Origin of the sequence: Arthrobacter sp. EPSL27, from assembly GCF_001512305.1 — a bacterium.
In the GTDB taxonomy this organism is placed as follows: domain Bacteria; phylum Actinomycetota; class Actinomycetes; order Actinomycetales; family Micrococcaceae; genus Arthrobacter.
The window spans coordinates 443454-460129 of sequence record NZ_LNUT01000005.1 but is presented as its reverse complement, the minus strand read 5'-3'; the positions used below and the strand labels follow the sequence as shown (position 1 = coordinate 460129).

General features: G+C 68.4%; 19 protein-coding genes. 9 read left to right on the top strand and 10 right to left on the bottom strand.

What is annotated here, in order from left to right; genetic code table 11:
- Positions 1-423, top strand: a complete 423-nt coding sequence (locus AR539_RS13055; protein WP_066437573.1) for a VOC family protein — start codon at positions 1-3, stop codon at positions 421-423.
- 26 nt (positions 424-449) lie between these two features.
- On the opposite strand, the gene AR539_RS19080 is transcribed toward AR539_RS13055, so the two are convergent.
- The 3 genes from AR539_RS19080 to AR539_RS13045 all read right to left on the bottom strand — a co-directional run bounded on the left by AR539_RS19080 (position 450) and on the right by AR539_RS13045 (position 3011).
- Entirely contained in the window at positions 450-1088 is a 639-nt protein-coding gene (locus AR539_RS19080) for a GNAT family N-acetyltransferase (RefSeq protein ID WP_082699363.1), read from the bottom strand.
- Positions 1089-1271: 183 nt separating this feature from the next.
- Entirely contained in the window at positions 1272-2018 is a 747-nt protein-coding gene (locus AR539_RS13050; RefSeq protein ID WP_082699362.1) for an SOS response-associated peptidase, read from the bottom strand.
- A 66-nt stretch (positions 2019-2084) separates the two neighbouring features.
- Positions 2085-3011 (bottom strand): NADP-dependent oxidoreductase, encoded by a 927-nt coding sequence (locus AR539_RS13045; RefSeq protein ID WP_066437567.1) that lies wholly within the window; start codon positions 3009-3011, stop codon positions 2085-2087.
- Positions 3012-3190: 179 nt separating this feature from the next.
- Here AR539_RS13045 and AR539_RS13040 point away from each other — a divergent pair, with 179 nt between their 5' ends.
- From AR539_RS13040 to AR539_RS13030, 3 genes are all read left to right on the top strand, one after another.
- On the top strand, positions 3191-3448 hold the full coding sequence (locus tag AR539_RS13040) for a mycoredoxin (RefSeq protein WP_066439967.1): 258 nt from the start codon (positions 3191-3193) through the stop codon (positions 3446-3448).
- Positions 3449-3568: 120 nt separating this feature from the next.
- On the top strand, positions 3569-4654 hold the full coding sequence (locus AR539_RS13035) for an S-(hydroxymethyl)mycothiol dehydrogenase (protein WP_066437565.1): 1086 nt from the start codon (positions 3569-3571) through the stop codon (positions 4652-4654).
- Positions 4651-5298, top strand: coding sequence for an MBL fold metallo-hydrolase (locus tag AR539_RS13030; protein WP_066437563.1), 648 nt, complete (start codon positions 4651-4653; stop codon positions 5296-5298). Before AR539_RS13035 ends, AR539_RS13030 begins: the two co-directional genes overlap by 4 nt.
- Here AR539_RS13030 and AR539_RS13025 read toward each other — a convergent pair.
- Positions 5295-6044 (bottom strand): lipoate--protein ligase family protein, encoded by a 750-nt coding sequence (locus AR539_RS13025; protein WP_066437561.1) that lies wholly within the window; start codon positions 6042-6044, stop codon positions 5295-5297. The genes AR539_RS13030 and AR539_RS13025 overlap by 4 nt on opposite strands.
- Before the next feature lie 16 nt (positions 6045-6060).
- Between AR539_RS13025 and AR539_RS13020 the strand changes: the two genes are divergently transcribed.
- Entirely contained in the window at positions 6061-6444 is a 384-nt protein-coding gene (locus tag AR539_RS13020; protein ID WP_066437559.1) for a DUF2177 family protein, read from the top strand.
- 25 nt (positions 6445-6469) lie between these two features.
- Here the strand turns inward: AR539_RS13020 and AR539_RS13015 are convergent, their stop codons facing one another.
- A complete protein-coding gene (locus tag AR539_RS13015; protein WP_066437556.1) occupies positions 6470-7276 on the bottom strand; it encodes a thioesterase family protein in 807 nt (268 codons plus the stop codon).
- Positions 7277-7427: 151 nt separating this feature from the next.
- Here AR539_RS13015 and AR539_RS13010 point away from each other — a divergent pair, with 151 nt between their 5' ends.
- Both AR539_RS13010 and AR539_RS13005 read left to right on the top strand, forming a co-directional pair.
- Entirely contained in the window at positions 7428-8138 is a 711-nt protein-coding gene (locus tag AR539_RS13010; protein WP_066437554.1) for an endonuclease/exonuclease/phosphatase family protein, read from the top strand.
- A 30-nt stretch (positions 8139-8168) separates the two neighbouring features.
- Positions 8169-9845: a SulP family inorganic anion transporter gene (locus tag AR539_RS13005; protein WP_231728610.1), complete on the top strand. Its 1677-nt coding sequence runs from the start codon at positions 8169-8171 to the stop codon at positions 9843-9845.
- 21 nt (positions 9846-9866) lie between these two features.
- Here AR539_RS13005 and AR539_RS13000 read toward each other — a convergent pair whose 3' ends face one another.
- A complete protein-coding gene (locus AR539_RS13000) occupies positions 9867-11534 on the bottom strand; it encodes a DUF5671 domain-containing protein (RefSeq protein WP_066437549.1) in 1668 nt (555 codons plus the stop codon).
- The gene (locus AR539_RS12995; RefSeq protein WP_331457490.1) at positions 11534-12115 is read right to left on the bottom strand and encodes a hypothetical protein; all 582 of its coding nucleotides are present in this window, start codon (positions 12113-12115) and stop codon (positions 11534-11536) included. Before AR539_RS12995 ends, AR539_RS13000 begins: the two co-directional genes overlap by 1 nt.
- A gap of 151 nt (positions 12116-12266) precedes the next feature.
- On the opposite strand from AR539_RS12995, the gene AR539_RS12990 reads away from it, so the two are divergent.
- A complete protein-coding gene (locus tag AR539_RS12990; protein ID WP_066437543.1) occupies positions 12267-13724 on the top strand; it encodes a DUF5129 domain-containing protein in 1458 nt (485 codons plus the stop codon).
- A gap of 23 nt (positions 13725-13747) precedes the next feature.
- On the opposite strand, the gene AR539_RS12985 is transcribed toward AR539_RS12990, so the two are convergent.
- Positions 13748-13981: a DUF1918 domain-containing protein gene (locus AR539_RS12985; protein ID WP_066439965.1), complete on the bottom strand. Its 234-nt coding sequence runs from the start codon at positions 13979-13981 to the stop codon at positions 13748-13750.
- A 71-nt stretch (positions 13982-14052) separates the two neighbouring features.
- Positions 14053-15084: a serine hydrolase gene (locus tag AR539_RS12980; protein ID WP_082699361.1), complete on the bottom strand. Its 1032-nt coding sequence runs from the start codon at positions 15082-15084 to the stop codon at positions 14053-14055.
- 212 nt (positions 15085-15296) lie between these two features.
- Here AR539_RS12980 and AR539_RS12975 point away from each other — a divergent pair, with 212 nt between their 5' ends.
- The gene (locus AR539_RS12975; protein ID WP_066437541.1) at positions 15297-15884 is read left to right on the top strand and encodes a dihydrofolate reductase family protein; all 588 of its coding nucleotides are present in this window, start codon (positions 15297-15299) and stop codon (positions 15882-15884) included.
- A gap of 57 nt (positions 15885-15941) precedes the next feature.
- On the opposite strand, the gene AR539_RS12970 is transcribed toward AR539_RS12975, so the two are convergent.
- Positions 15942-16676 (bottom strand): NlpC/P60 family protein, encoded by a 735-nt coding sequence (locus AR539_RS12970; protein ID WP_066437538.1) that lies wholly within the window; start codon positions 16674-16676, stop codon positions 15942-15944.

Here is a 16676-nt window from a genome sequence, read left to right as displayed (position 1 = left end):
ATGCAGCCACGAGTCGATTTAATTTCACTGGGTGTCCGCAGCGTTGACGCCTCCCGCAGTTTTTATGTCGACGGCCTGGGCTGGCCTGTCCACCGGGAAGTCCGGGGCGAGGTCCTCTTTATCCAGGCCAACCACGGCCTCGTCCTCTCCCTGTGGGATACCGGGCAGATGCAGGCCGAAGCCGCCACCGATCCCCCGGCCGGGGTCCCCTCCATCACCCTCAGCCACAACCTGGGCAGCGCGGCGGAGGTCGACTGGGTGATGGCGGAGGCCGAGTCAGCCGGAGCGCAGATCATCGCCGCCCCGAAGACCCAGCCCTGGGGCGGCTATACCGGCTACTTCGCCGACCCCGACGGCTACCGCTGGGAGGTGGCGTTCAATCCCAGCTGGGCGGTGGACGGCGCCGGCAAAGTCACGCTCTGACGGCTCACCAGCTCCGGACTACGGTGTTAGTGGAACTTTGGATCGTGACGAGCCGGCTCCCTTGAAGCCATGTTGATGGCCCAACTGCACGACGCCGAGAATCTGCGCTCGAGCAACGGCGGATCAAACCGGGCATCCTGCTTGGTCAGCCCGTCCGGGCACCAGCCATGCCGTTCGTAGAAGCGGATGGCGCGGCAGTTGCCGGCAGCGACCCAGAGATACGCACGTTCATAGCCCATGGTACGAAGTCCCTCCACCGATGCTTGGAATAGTGCCGGGCCCAGTCCGCGGGACCAATAGGCGGGCAGGACATTCAACGCATGCAGTTCCCCGGTTCCCCCAGGCACCTCATCTCGCGGCCTCCCAAATCCCGACCAGCCCACTGCTGTGCCGTCGACTGTCACGGCGAGACGACGGACATTCCGATCGGGATCCCCAAGAATCCGCGCCCAACCCGTGGTCAGCCGCTCGACATCCATCCCGGCGAGGTAGCCGGCATCAAGAATCCCTGCGTAGGCGGCACGCCAGGCCACAATCTGGGAGGTCGCAAAATCGGGAGCATCACCGGGAACGGCATCGCGAATCGCGAAATCGACATTCACTTCAAGATTCCCTGCCCTTGAGTCGGTCGGATAGTCGTGCCGCTCCTTCGCCAAGGGCACCATGGCCCTATTGCGGGTTTCGGCGCCGCAGCTAATGTGACAGAGAGTACACGGCGGCACGCAAATCGAGCCGGTGTGCAGTGAGCTGCGAAGCAGAAGTATGTCTAGCAGCTCTCCATGGTTTTCCCCTAGCCATCCGTCCGTAACCCAAGGCCAGGTCCGCGAGGACGTGCCCCGCCGATCGGCCTAGAACAGGCTTCCCACCGGCTTGATGAGCTCCGGGGAGTCGTTCTTCACGTTCCCGACGGCGGTGCCGACCGCATCAATGGTCCAGCCTTCCGCGACATCGTGCGCGCCGGCCCGGACCAGGTCCACCAGTCCGGCGGCGTCGTCAGCGTGGGGGTCCAGCCACGCCTGCATGGTGTCCCGGTCCATGGGCAGCGGCACCCTGTCGTGCAGGGCCGTGAGCTCGGCGAGCATCCCGCCGGCGTACCCCTCCGGCGGCGAGTCGGTGGTCAGGATGGACGTCGACAGCAGCCAGCGCTCCGGATCATCCTCGGCTTTGGAGTGGTCCCGCCACCATTCGTAGAGTCCGGCGAAGACGATCGGGCGGCCGTCCTTGGGGTGCACGTAATAGGGCTGCTTGCCGCGGCCCTCGCCCTTCCACTCGTAATAGCCGTCGGCGGGCACGGCGCAGCGCCGGGCGCGGGTGGCCTTCCGGAACGCGGGCTTCTCCAGCACGCTCTCGCTGCGGGCGTTGATCATCTTGGCGCCGATCCGCGGGTCCTTGGCCCAGGACGGCACCAGCCCCCACCGCGCCAGGTGCAGCTGCCGGACCTGCTCCCCGTCCACCAGCCGCTCCAGCAGGATCGGCACGTCCGCCGTCGGTGCCACATTCCACGACGGCGGAATCGCGACTTCTTCCTCGAGCCCGGCGTCGAACTCGGCCAGCAGGTCCCCGACGGCCCGGGCCATGACGTAGCGTCCACACATGGCACCAGCATGCCACCCGGCGCACCCGCGGGCCAGCGGCGGCCGTTCACCGGCCGCCGCTGCGGATCATGCGCCGTCGACCGAAACCACGATCTTGCCGCGCGTGTGCCCGTCCATGTTGAGCCGGAAGGCCTCCGCGGCCTGCTCCAGCGGGAAGGTCCGGGCGATCTCGACCCGGATGTTGTGCTCATCGACGAGCCCGGCGAGCGCCTGCAGGTCGGCGCCCACGGGGTTCACCCACATCCAGGTGCCCCCGTGCTCCTCCACTTCGCTGTCGGCAATGGAGGCATGCCTGCCGTCCGCGGCAAGGACGGCCAGGGTGGCTTCGAGGTTCCCGCCTGCGAAGTCCGCCACGACCTCGACGCCGCCGGGGCGCAGGGCGCGCACCCGCTCCGCGAGCCCGTCGCCGTAAGTAACAGGTTCGGCCCCGAGGGAGCGCAGGAAGTCGTGGTTCTTTTCCGACGAGGTTGCGATCACGCGGGCACCGAGCGCCGAGGCGATCTGAATCCCCAGGGAGCCCACACCGCCGGCGCCGCCATGGATCAGCACGGTTTCACCGGGCGCCACGCCCAGGCGGGTGAGCACCTGGTAGGCCGTCAGCCCGGCCAGGGGAAGGCCGGCGGCTTCGTCCCACCCCAGGGAGGCGGGTTTCCGGGCCAGCAGCCGCTCCGGCAGCGCAATGTATTCGGCGAAACTTCCGCCGTGGACGTAGTCCTTCCGGCCATAGGCGATGACCTCGTCGCCGGGGCTGAACTGCGGCGCGTCGATCCCGACGGATTCGACCACTCCGGCCACGTCCCACCCGGGGATGGCGGGGAACTGCAGGTCCGTGACCTGGTCCAGGTAGCCGGCCATGATTTTCCAGTCGACCGGGTTCACCGCAGCCGCCTTGACTTTCACCAGGACCATGCCCGGGCCGACCTTGGGCAGCGGCTGCTCCGTGACTTCCAGGACGTCGGGGCTGCCGTATTCGCTGTAGGTTATCGCTTTCATACAGGAAAGAACCGGGAGTTCCGGAGCGCTATTCCCGTGTGCCCGTACCGCAGGGATGGCTGCGCGGGAATAGCAGCCCGCGGGTTACGGTTATTGAGAGTGACGTATGAATTGTGCCGGCGGCTTCTGCCGGCAACGGCGCGGCACTGCGCGCCGCCGACCAGTTGAAGGAGAACTTCGTGGACTTCACCCCCGAATCCGGCACCATCACCATGTTTTCGACCACCTGGTGCGGCTACTGCAACCGCTTGAAGAAGCAGCTGGACGCCCAGGGCATCGGCTACACCGAGATCAACATCGAAGAAGTTGACGGCACCGCAGATCTCGTGGAGAAGCTCAACGGAGGCAACCGCACCGTCCCCACCGTCCTTTTCCCGGACGGCAGCGCGGCCACCAACCCCTCCGCAGCTGAGGTCAAGAGCCGCCTCGCGGCCTAGGGCCTTCCTGATAAACCGATAACGACGACGGCGCGGCCCACCTGAGGGGGCGGCGCCGTCGTCCGTTGTGCAAGCATGTTGTGGGGATACCCCGTGATCTAAGCAGAGGAGCTCTTTTCCATGGTCCATAAAGTCAAAGGCGCAGTAGTCCGCGCCAAGAATGCCGATGTCACCCTCGAAACCATCCTGGTTCCGGATCCCGGACCCGGCGAGGCCCTGGTGGACATCCTCACCTGCGGCGTCTGCCATACGGACCTGCACTACAAGCAGGGCGCCATCAACGACGATTTCCCGTTCCTGCTCGGCCACGAGGCCACCGGCGTGGTCAGCGCGGTGGGCCCGGACGTCACCGAGGTGGCCCCCGGGGACAGGGTGGTGCTGAACTGGCGCGCCGTCTGCGGTGAATGCCGCGCCTGCGCCAAGGGCCAGCCCCAGTACTGCTTCAACACCCACAACGCCACCCAGAAGATGACGCTGGAAGACGGCACGGAACTCACCGCCGCGCTGGGCATCGGCGCCTTCGCCGAGAAGACCCTGGTCGCCGCCGGCCAGTGCACCAAGGTGGACCCGGAGGCCGACCCGGCAGCCGTCGGCCTGCTCGGCTGCGGCGTGATGGCAGGCATCGGCGCCGCCATCAACACCGGCAACGTCAAGCGCGGCGATTCCGTCGCCGTGATCGGCTGCGGCGGCGTGGGCGTGGCCGCCGTTGCTGGCGCCGCGCTCGCCGGTGCCACCACGGTGATCGCCGTCGACATCGACCCGAAGAAGCTCGAGCGCGCCAAGGACCTCGGCGCCACGCACACCGTGGACTCCTCCGCCGTCGACCCGGTGGAGGCGATCCGCGAACTCACCGGCGGCTTCGGCGCCGACGTGGTGATCGACGCCGTCGGCCGTCCCGAAACGTACAAGCAGGCGTTCTACGCCCGCGACCTCGCCGGCACCGTGGTCCTGGTGGGTGTTCCCAGCCCCGAAATGACCCTGGAGCTGCCCCTGCTGGACGTCTTTGGCCGCGGCGGTTCGCTCAAGTCCTCGTGGTACGGCGACTGCCTGCCCTCGCGCGACTTCCCCATGCTGATCGACCTGTACCGGCAGGGCAAGCTGGACCTGGACGCCTTCGTCACGGAACGCATCACCATCGACCAGATCGAGGAGGCCTTCGGCAAGATGCACGCCGGCGCCGTCCTCCGCTCGGTGGTCGAGCTGTGACCGGCGGAGCTGTGGACAGCCTCCGGATCGACCGGCTGGTCACCTCGGGCACGTTTTCCCTCGACGGCGGCACCTGGGACGTCGACAACAACGTCTGGATCGTGGGCAACGACGCGGAATGCGTGGTGATCGACCCTGCGCACGATCCCGCCGCCGTCGAGGCAGCCGTCGCCGGCCGCAAGGTCACCTCGATCCTGCTGACACACGGCCACGATGACCACATCGCCGCCGTCGGCGACGTCCGCGGGCGCGTCAACGCCCCGGTGTACCTCAACCGTGCGGACTGGATGCTGTGGGAGAACGTCTTCCCGGGCACCGAGCCGGACCACGCCATTGAGGACGGGGACACGTTCGACGTCGGCGGCGCGCAGCTCGTGGCGCTGCACACGCCGGGCCACTCCCCCGGTTCCATGTGCTTCACACTGGCCAGCGAGGGCACCGTCTTCAGCGGCGACACCCTGTTCCAGGGCGGCCCCGGGGCCACCGGCCGGTCCTACAGCGACTTCCCCACCATCATCGAGTCGATCAAGACCCGGCTGCTGACGTTGCCGGCGGACACGGTGGTGCGGACCGGGCACGGCGATCCGACCACCATCGGCGCCGAGGCGCCGCAGCTCGATGAATGGATCGCCCGGGGGCACTAGCGGAGCAGGCTGCCGAAATCGCCGTAGTGCAGCGCGGCGTACCGGGCGTAGGTGTTGATCACGGCTGCTTCGATGGCGTCCACGTCCAGGTGCGGGACGAGGTCGTTGACGGCGCCCGCCGTCGCCGGGTCCCAGTCCAGGCCGAGGGCCGCGTAGCTGGCCTCCAGCACGGCACGGATCGGGGCCGAGTTCTCCACCACGATCACCGAGCTGAACAGCCAGCCGCCGGCCACCACACGCTGGGCGGTGCCGATCAGCTTGACCTGGTGCTGCGGAAACGCCGGATCCTGGCCGTGGACGCTGAATTCGCCGGGGCAGTACTCCCCGGGGATCTCCCCCACGGCGGCGTCGACGCCGGCGCTCCGCAGCGCCTCAGCCAGCAGTTCGCCGAAGAAGGAGAAGCGCCCCTTCGCCCCGGCGATCGCATCCCGGTCCGGTTCGAGGTGGTCGACCACCAGGGTGCCCTCATGGTACGCGGCGGCCCGGCCTCCGGCCTTGCGGACCAGGGGCTCGAAGCCCAGGTCGCGGCAGGCCTGCGCCGCGGCGTCGAAACCTGGCAGGTGCGTGTCCCGCTGCCCGAAGGCGACGGTGGGCGCCGGCCGGTAGAGCCGGAGCATGGGGCCGGTTTCGCCCGTCTTGACCTTGCGCAGCAGCTCCAGGGCAAAGTCAAGGTCTGCGGCGGCGCCCAGGGATTCCGTCTGCCGGAAAACCGTCAGCGTCCGCGGTGCGTCTGCGGCCTCCGGCATGTTGTTATGCTCCCTTATGGTCATCTTGCAGTTCCTCGTCGTAGCCGCCGCGTTCGCCGTAATCGATTCCGTCTGGCTCAAGTCGATGAGCAAGTTCTACCGGAGCCACCTCGGCCATCTCATGGCGGACAAGCCCCATCTAGGGTACGCCGTCGTCTTCTACGTCCTGTACATCGCAGGGATCGTCTTCTTCGCCCTGCAGCCGGCGCTCGACGGCGGCAGCTGGCTCACGGCGCTGGGCTACGGCGCAGCGCTGGGCACCTTCGCCTACGCCACGTATGACCTGACGAACGCCGCAACTCTGAAGAACTGGCCGCTGGCGATCGTCGTGGTGGACATCGCCTGGGGCGCTGTGCTGACGGGGCTCGCCACCGTGGTGGGGTGGCTGGTGTTCCACTAGCCCGCCGGCAGCCGCGCCCCGGCCGCTACGACTTGCGCAGGGTCAGGATCTGCTCGGCGCGGCCGAACGGGCCCGTGAGGTCGTGCAGCACGGTCGAGGTCAGGCCGATCCCGTCGGTGCCGAACGAGACTTCGTTATCCAGGCCCAGCCACTCCCCCTCGGGTCGCCGGTACATGTGGATCTGGAGGTCCAGGTTGGGGAAGGCGTAGCTGCCCTTGCCCGGCGGGACCCGCGCGGCGATGCCGTTGGCGGTGTCCACCAGGCCCACCAGCCGGGCGACGTCGCTGCTGTCCGCCTTGTCCGTCAGCGGGTGCTCGGTGTGCAGCCAGACCGTACCTGACCCGGCCCGGTGGCCCTCGGCAATGCGCATCTCCAGCGACGCGATATAGCCGCCCGGCCAGATGGTGGAGGCGTCGTAGGGTTTGCAGTCTTCAGGGGCGGGAATCCGCGGATCCTCGAAGGCCGCGATGGCGGTCGTATCGGAGGTGATCATCCGCCACGCCGTGGCGCGGATCGCGGTGCGCCCCTGCGCGGTCAGCTCGGCCTGGACCAGCTCGATAGTCCGGCCCGGGCGGAGGGTGGTGGTGACCACCTCGAATTCACCGCCCGGGATCAGTCCAAGGATCTCGTAGCTGAGGCGGGCCATCCGCATGTCGTCACGCGGCTCGTGCCGGTCCAGGCAGTCCGCCAGAATGCCCGACGCCGGCGCCATGTGCTGTTCGTGTTCGTTCCAGGCGCCCTGGGCGTGGATGGTGGAACGGAAGCGGCCGTCGCCCAGTGCCTCGTAGTAGAAGTTCCCCTCGGCAAGATCCGGCAGGTCAGCAGTCGTCATTGTCCGCCCTTTCACGTGGCTGGTAATCCCAGAACACCCTATCGCTTCACAGCGGCCGCAAAGGCCTGTCGTTGTTCCCCTCCGGCTGGCCGGACTGGGTAGACTCAGGATCAGACGTTCCGCGACTATCCACCGAAGAGGTGTTCCCCTGATTCGAGTCATCAGCTACAACCTGCGTAAGCACCATGCCAGCGGTGAGCTGGTTGATCTGGCCCGCAACTTTGAGATTGATGCCTTGTGCCTGCAGGAATGCGACACCAATGACCTTCCGGACACCATTGGCGACCTGCACCTTGCCGATTCCACGAAGGGCAACCGGCTGGGCCTGGCGATTTACTACCGCATGGACCGGTTCACGGCGTACGAAACGAAGACGTTCGCCCTGAAGAAGTCCCTCCACGACCGTGTGCTGACTCCTGCCCACGAGCGGCTGATCGGCACCCGGGTGGTGGACAACGAGACGGACCACGACCTGGTGATCGCGTCCTTCCACGCGGCTCCGCTGACGGCGTCGAACTCGCTGCGCCGCAACCAGATCCACGCCGCACACGCGGAGCTGATGAGCATGGGCGGCGGCCTGATGTCGCTCATGGTGGGCGACTTCAACTACCCGTTCTTCACCAAGAGCCTCACGGCGCAGATGAAGGATGCCGGCTACGACCTGACGCTCAGCGACCGGCGGACCTACACCCGCTACAAGGTGTTCAAGGGCCACTTCGACTTCGCCACCTCGCAGGGCCTCAACATCGAGAGTGTCGAAACCCTTCCGCGGGGCGCCTCGGACCACCTCCCCATCCTCATCTCGGCGGAGTACGGCCTGGACGCGCCGGCGGCCGGCGACGCCTCGTCCCCCGCCGCGTAGCCGGATAGCACCATGCGGGGAGCCCGGGCGTTGAAACTCCCCCCGGGCCTGACGATGGTGCGGGACTACCAGCGCCCGTGGCTCAAATCCGATCTGGCCGCGGGGGCTGCCCTCAGCGCGTTCCTCATCCCGGCCGGCATGGCGTATGCCGAGGCCGCCGGTCTCCCGGCCGTCACCGGCCTGTATGCGTCGGTCATCCCGCTCCTGGCCTACGCCGTGTTCGGGCCCTCCCGGGTGCTGATCATCGGCCCGGACTCCAGCCTGGCGCCCATGATTGCCGCCGCCGTCCTGCCCTTGGCCGGAACCGATCCGGACCGCGCCGTGGCCCTTGCCGGCGCCCTGGCCCTGGTGATCGGCAGTTTCCTGCTGGCGGGCAGGGTCTTCAGGCTGGGTTTTGTCACCGGGCTGCTGTCCAAACCCATCCGCGTCGGCTACCTCAACGGCATCGCCATCGTCATTATGATCAGCCAGCTGCCCAAGCTGCTGGGCATCTCCGGCCCCGGCGGCTCCCTGGTCAACACCGCCGCCGGCACCGCCCAGGCCATTGGCCAGGGCGGCGTCAATCCCCTCGCCCTGCTGTTTGGTGCCGGCAGCATCGCCGTGATTGTCGGGTGCCGTTTCCTGCCCGGGAAGCTCCCCGGTGTGCTGATCGCCGTCGTGGCCGCCACCGCGGTGACCGCCGCCCTGGACCTGACGGCGGCGCTGCCCACTGTGGGCGCCCTGCCCTCCGGCCTGCCCGCGCCGGCGCTCGACGGCGTCAGTCTGGCGGACGTCCTTGCCCTGCTCGCCCCGGCGGCCGGCATCGCCCTGATCGCCTTTGCCGACACGTCGGTCCTGTCCAAGAGCTTCGCGTCCCGGAGCGGGGTCCCTGTCGACGGGAACCAGGAAATGGGTGCCCTCGGCGCCGCGAACGTCGCCAGCGGCCTTTTCGGCGGCTTCCCGATTTCCGGCAGCACCTCACGCACCCCGATCGCCGTCGAGGCGGGGGCCAAGAGTCCGCTGGCGGGGGCTACCGCCGCCGTGCTGGTGGTGCTGTTTATGGTGCTGGCCCCCGGCCTGACCACGTTCCTGCCGTCCAGCGTCCTGGCCGGCGTGGTGATGGTGGCGGCGGCGTCCATCCTTGACGTGAAAACGCTCCGCCGCCTGCTCAGGATGAGCCGGACGGAGGCCGCCCTCCTGGTGACCACTTTCCTGGGCGTCGCTTTCGTGGGTGTCCTCGAGGGCATTGTGGTGGCGATCGGCCTGTCCCTGATCGCCTTTGTGCTCCGCGCCCTGGACCCCTACCGCACCGAGCTCGGCAGCGTGGGCGAGGTGCCCGGCTACCACGACCTGAGCCGCCATCCCGAGGGCCAGCGCATCCCCGGGCTGGTGATCGCCCGCTTCGACGCCCCGCTGTTCTTCGCCAACGGCGCTGTCTTCACCGACCACATCCGGAGACTTGTGGCGCGCGCGCCGGAACCCGTGCGGTGGGTGATTGTGGCGTCGGAGGCCATCACGGGCCTGGACACCACCGCGCTGGATGACCTGGTGGCACTCGACGACGAACTGGCCCGGCGCGGCATCAGCCTGGTCTTCGCGGAGATGAAGGGCCCCATCAAGGACCGCCTGATCCGGTTCGGCGTCAGCAGCCGCTTCGGCCCCGACCACTTCTTCCCCACCGTCACCAACGCGGTGCGGAGCTACAAGCGGGAGTTCGGACTGGAGTAGTGGCGACCCGGCCCGGTACAGCTAGCCCAGCAGCGGAATCACGTCGATGGTGCCGTCCGGGCTGACGGTTACCAGCACCCGGTTGCCGGTCACCCCCTCAAGCCGGCCGGCCAGTTCCCCGGCCAGCCGGCCGGCGTCGGGACCGGGACCCGTCCCGACGTCGGCCCGTCTCCACACCGTCACACCGGCGCCGGTGGCCTCCTCGATGGCCCGGTGCAGCGGAGCCGGATTCCCCCCGGTGACCAGGAGGACGTGCCCGATGCTGCTTTTCCGGACGGTGCCCGCCGCGGTGAGGACCGCGCGCTGGTGCCGCCACACCGCGAAGTGGTAGCCGGCCACCAGGCCCGTGGCCACCAGCAGGCCGAGCGGGGCGCGGATCCGCTCCACGAGGCTGCCGCCCGAGAGGTCGCCCAGGTAGTACTCGAACATCCGGAACCCGATCACCAGGAGGGTGATCACGGCAACCACGGCGCTCACTCCGAACACCACAATGAGGTAGACCCGCCGGGCGTTCAACCAGGCCGGGCCTCCTGCCGCGCCGGGTGCCGCCAGGGAGGTCCGGTCGAGCGGTTTCCACGTGAGCCACCAGACCGGGCCGCCCACCAGGAGTGAACTGATCCCGCCCAGCAGGAGGGTGCGCGCCCCGGAACCCGCCAGCGGGGTGGCGGCCATGGCCAGGGCGGCGTTCACGATCACGCCGATCCCGGAGGCGGCGGCCACCAGGGCCACCCCCGAGGTCACCAGCCGGCTGCCCTGGCGGATGGTCTCCGAACTGTCGCGCGCCAGACCGCGGTGGTACACCCACACGAGCGAGCCGACGGCGGCAGCGGCGACGGCCGGAGCCAGCGGCTCGAGCATTACATCCATCGCGTCGGTCCGGTCGAAGGCGAGCCGGAGCAGGACGAACAGCACAACGCCCGCACCTCCCAGCGTCAGGACCCCGGCGCCCAGCACCCCGACGGCGATGAGGGCCACATTGGCGAGTCCGCCGCGCAGCCGGCGGCCGCCGTCGTGCTTCCAGTGCCACCACCAGACCAGTGCGCCGCCGGCAGCCCAGATCAGGGACTGCAGGGCGGACACCCACCACGGTTTGCCCACTGTGGCGGCGGTTGTCGCCCCGCGGAGTGCGGCGTCGAACAGGGTGGACAGGGCCGCGATGGCGCCGCCGGCACCGATCACCAGCCCGAAGTATGCGCCCAGCAGCGTGGGCACCTCGGTCAGGTCGAGCGGCCGCTTGCGGGGATGCCGCCACATCCACCGGTGCCAGACCCAGACCCCGGCCCACACCACCCCGGCGGCCAGGGACGTGCGCCACTGCTGTGACTGGCCGGCGATCAGGGTGGACAGCGTGCTGAGCAGGTTGGTGGTCGCCACCACGAGGGAGACCACGTACGCGCCGGACACGTAGAGGCCCCAGCCGACGGAGGCCCGTTCCGTGTCATCGGCAAGGCGCCGCCAGACCACCCACCACAGGAGCGCGGCGAGGGGTCCGCCGATCAGGGCGAAGGCCAGCGAACGCGCCAGGCCGGCGACATCCGCCGTCGCCAGTTCGGTGCCCGCCACCAGCAGCCGTTCCAGCAACCCGCTCAGTCCGACGGCGGCGACCACCACCAGGGCGAAGAGCAGCAGGTACGTGATGAGCCGGCGCACTGTCCGCTGGGCCGATCCGGCAGCGGCGTCGGCTGTCATTACTTCGCCGCCGGAACCGGGCATACCGTCAACTGCCAGGGTGCGCTGTCGATGAGCCATTTGTCTCCCGTCTTGACCAGGTCAAAAACGTCTTCAATCTGGTATTCGGCGCTCCCGAACGGACCGCCGCCCTCGGAGACGGTGATAAGCACTCTGACGTCGGCGGAGGTGGGCCGTTCGGTGGTGGAGACGAGGGTGACACGGAGGTTGTCCCCGGGCATCCGCTCCATGTAGCCGCTGCAGCGGCTCTTTGCGGCATCCGTCAGGTAGGCCGCTGCGGCGGCCTCGTCCCCCTCGATGGCGGCGGCGGAGTACCGCTGGACCACCCCGGCCGGAGTGGCCTCGTCCACCGGTGCCGGCTCGCCGCGGGTGAACACAACGATCAGGGCAACCACCACCAGGACCGCGATGGCGGCGAGGATGGCGTAGAGGGTCCGGTCCGGCCGGTGGCGGGCGGGCTCCGTGGCTGCCGCCGGCTGGTTCGGCTGAGTCGGAGCGGGCTGTGGCGGCTGGTTCGACGCCGGCTCGGCCGGGTTTGGTCCGGGCTGGGCCGGTTCGGGTTCTCTCGCCTCTGGACTCATGCCGCCAGTATGCGGCAGGCAGGGCCCGCCGTCACGGTGTCTTTAGGCCCCAATCCGCCCTGACCTGCAGTTTCACCGCTGCGGGCCTCCGCTGACGGCGGTCCGGGCCGGGCGCATCGACGCCGACTCCGGCACGCACTACGCTCAAGAAATGGGAATCGTTCGGAAAGTCCTGGGTGCCGTCCTGCTGGTGGTGATCGGGCTTGCGGTCACCGGGCCGGCGGCCCTGGCCGTTCCGCCGGCCGCGATCGTCGTGGAGGACCGGGCCGGGGTGCTCGACCAGAACACGCTGCTGCCTGCCGTGCAGGCGATCGAGTTCTATGAACCCACCACGGTGGCCGTCTATACGTATAACGGCTCCGCCTCGGACAACCTCAACGAAGAGGTCCTGCGGTTTGCCCGTGCCGAACGCCCGGAGTGGATCAGCGCGGACGGGCAGAAATGGGCGGACGGGCTCTTCATCTTTGCCCTGGACCCCGTAGGCCGGCATGTGGGGACGTACATGGGCGAGGACCGCAAGGTCTCGCCCGAACAGCGGGAGGATATCCAGAACGCCTCCAAGGATCTCCTGCGCGATGCGCAGTGGACGGACGGCACCATAGCTGGCATCAAGCGCGGGGCGGAACTGATCAACCAGCCCTGGTACCGGTCCACGGCATTCCTGGTCACAGCGTGGACATCTGTGGCCCTTGCCGTGGGCGGCGCCGCCACCTGGCTGATTGTGCGCTGGCGGACCAGGGTGGACAGCCGAAGGGAACTGGCCCGCGGCGACGCCAGCTACGCCAACGTCAGCATGGATCTTCAGGTCACCGAGCTGAACGCGGGCACCATCCCGGCGGCCTCACGCTACGGCAGCACGGTGCTGGAGAAACACCGGACGTTCATGGCGAAGTACAACGCCGCCACCGCCCTCGCCAACCAGGTCCACGCCATGTCGCCGAAGGACCTCAGCAGGCGGGCAAACCTGAAGCTGGTCCGCAGCTACGCCGGCGCCGCCGCGGAGCTGGACGCACTGGACGACGTCATCGCCGACACCAATGCCCTGCTCAACCGCGGCTCCGCTTGGGCCCCCGCCTGGGACCGCCAGCTGGCCCCGTACCGCGCGGACCTGGCCGCCATCGAACAGATGCTGGCCCGGAAACATGCCGAGGGAGGCTCCGCGACGGCGGCAGCCCTGCGTGCCTTCCGGGACCAAAGCCACCGCGACCTGGAACGGTGGACCGCGGAACTGTCGGACGGGTCCATCACTCCGGAGACTGCCCTCGACCGGCTGCGGGATGCGCGCACCCACTTATCGGAGCTGCTCAAGAACCACGCCGACACGGTCATCGAGGGGTTCGCCAAAAACGAGAAGGAAGCCAAACTCATGCGCCGGGACATGGAGGACGCGCAGGCCGGCAGCAAGGACCGCTACGGGCGGACGTACGAACCCAGCATCCTGGGCACCGTCTACCCCGCGTACTACTTCTTCTCCGTGCCGACGTTCAACTCCGGCTTCAACACCGGCGTCGGCAGCGTCAGCAGCGCCCGCGGGGGCGGCGGCAGCACCACGGGCTACGGTGCCAGCGGCGGAAGCTTCTCCGGCTCCGGCAGTTCCTCGAGCTTCTAGCCCGGCCGGTCGATCGTGCCGGGCTAGCCTGCCGTGCCCTCGGCGGTACTGTGCTCTGCCGCGCTGTGCTGTCCCGCGCTGCGCTCGACGACGAAATCACCGCCGGGGAACAGAATGGTCTCGTGGCCGTCGTCGAACCGGACGTGGTAGGGCGGCGCTCCGTCCGCACCCCTAACCTCAAGGATTTCCCCGTGCCTGTCCGATGACTCCACCGTGGTGCCACGGATGATGATGCGGTCTCCCTGTGCTGCCTTCATGGCAATCACCTCCCTCCTTCAGACTACGAGCCGGGTCCTCTTTGGGGAACGGACCCGCTCGTCAAAAAGAGCTAAAAGAGTCCCGCGGTGACGGTGCTGGTGAGCTGGTGGATGACATTGGTCCGCGCAGCCATGTCGGACATGTCCCGGCCCTGTGTGTAGACCACAAAGACAAACGCCCGGTCCCCCTGCACCAGGATGCTGGCGTCGTGGAGGTTGCCGTTCAGCAGCCCGTATTTGTGGAAGACGTCCACTCCGGGGGGCGCGGCGGCCGGAATCAGGGTTTCGTAGTTGGTGTTCTGCATGTAGGACAGCAACTGGGCGGTGTTCTCGGCGTTGAGCAGCCGGCCGCTGTACAGCCCGGACAGGGTGGTCGCCATCTCGGCCGGAGTCAGGCCGTTAACGGTCCGGTCATAGGGGATGCCCATGGACGCGGCGTAGTTGGTGAGGCCTTTGTGGCCGACGGCGGCCAGGATGAGCGCCCACGAGTCGTTGTTGCTTTGCTGGACCATCTGCCGGATCTGCTGCCCGGCGGTGGACGCCCCCGTCTTGGCTCCCAGGGATGCCTTCCCCGTTTCCACCAAGTGGTAGTAGGCCTCCGCCGCGAGGATCTTGCCGGTGCTGGCGGCGACAAACTTGCTCTTGGTTCCGTACTCATGCACCTCCCCGTCACTCATGTCGACGAGGGCAACGCCCACCTTGTACACGCTGTTGGCCTGGATGACGGCGTTGATTTCGGCGTCGAGCGCCGGCCCGATGGCGGGCTTGGCCGGGGCTGGCGGCGCGGCGGCCGATGGGGAGACTTCCGCCGCCGGTGCGGCGTCGGTGGCGGTTGGGCCGGTGGCGGACAGCGGGCTGGCCTCCCCGCCCGCTCCCGGCGAGGCGGAGGCGGTAGCTGCGGCGCCGGCGTCGGCTGTACCCCTGGCCTGGATGGTGGCGTACACCGTCGCGGCAGAAATCAGCCCAAGGACGACAACCAGCACCAGCAGGACCTGCGGGCGGATCCCGCCAAGGCGCCAGGGCACGCCCCAGAGTCCACCGCTGGTGGCGTCACGTGCATGCCGGCTGCTGCTGTAGTGCCGGCCGGGCCCCCAGGACTTCATCCGACCTCATTCCCGGCGCTTCGTCGGGCGCGCAATAAGAGCTGCCGCAGACAAGTTCGCAGGCATTCTGTTCCTTGAAAAGTACAAAACCGCGGCGCGGCTTCAAATCTATCGCATTCTTCCCCGGGCGCCGCCCGAGTGCAAGGGGGCAAGCTTGTCGGTTCCCGCCGTATTCTGATAGCCCCGGCCGGAAGAACAGCAAAGGAGCTCCGATGCGCAAGGTCATTGTCATGATGCAGGTATCCCTTGACGGGTTCATCGAGGGCCCGGGCCATGACCTGAGCTGGCACCGGGTCGATGGCGAGCTGCACAGCCACTTCAACGAGGAGCTCCGGCAGATGGGGATGTTCCTGGATGGCCGCGTCACCTACGAACTGATGGCTGATTACTGGCCGACGGCGGACCAGGACCCGTCCAGTACGCCCACGGAGGCCGAGTTCGCCGCAATCTGGCGGGATATGCCCAAGATTGTCTACTCCTCGACCCTGCCGGCGGCGGGATGGAACACCGAGGTGGTGCGCGACGTCGTCGCCGAGGACATCGCGCTGCTCAAGGCCCAGCCCGGCGGGGACCTGGCCGTTAGCGGCGCGAACCTCGCGGCGTCCTTCCGTCGGCTTGACCTGATTGACGAGTACTGGATTTACGTTCATCCGGTACTTGTCGGACGCGGCACACCCATGTTTGCGGAGGCCGATGCCGCCACGCCGCTCCGGCTGCTGGAGACGCGGGCCTTCGGCAACGGCGTGGCGATGCTGCGGTACGCCGTGGAGCCGGTCACGGAACACGCAAAAGACCGGTGATCCGTTGCCCCCAAGGCAACCGATCCACCGGTCTTCTGCGTGCGGATGGCGGTAATGCTAGCCGGCTCGGACGAACGTCACGGGGCCGGTGGCGGTCAGCCAGGACAGCGGGTGGGTCATGGTGGCGTTGACGCCGTTCATGCCGCCGCTGATGGCCTGGCCGTTGCCGGCGTAGATGGCCACGTGGCCGGACTGGACAATGATGTCGCCGGGCTGCGGGGTGGAGACAACGGTGCCGTACTTCAGGAAGGCGGTGGGTCCAATGTCTCCGACCGGGATGCCGGCTGCGTTAAGGGCCTTCTCCACCATGGCGGTGCAGTCCTGGGTGATGCCGATCTGGCCGTATGCCATGGACAGCAGGGTGGCGTTGACTCCGCCGGCTGCCGGGGCAGCAGCGGCCGGGGCCGGCGCGGACTGGACCTTGACGGTGGCCTTGGCTGCGGGGGCCGGTGCCGCTGCGGGGGCAGGGGCTGCCGGGGCCTTCGGCGCGGCGACGGGCTTCGGAGCCTCGACCACGGGAGCCGGCGTCGTCTCGACGGCCGGGCGCTCGAAGCTGATCTGGACCGCGGAATCGGCCATGACCGGTGCTACCTGGCCCTGGACGTCTACGGTCGACGCCGGGGAGGCGTCGCGCTCGACCGGCGCGTCGGCTGCGTTGGCGGCCATGGCGCCGCTGAGCACCATGCCGGAAGCGGCGACGAGGACTGCGGCCTGGCGGCCGATGGTTCCGGCGGTACGGCGTTTGCTGCGAAGTTCGGCGCGTTTGGACGCACGGGTATTGCTAGAAGTCAT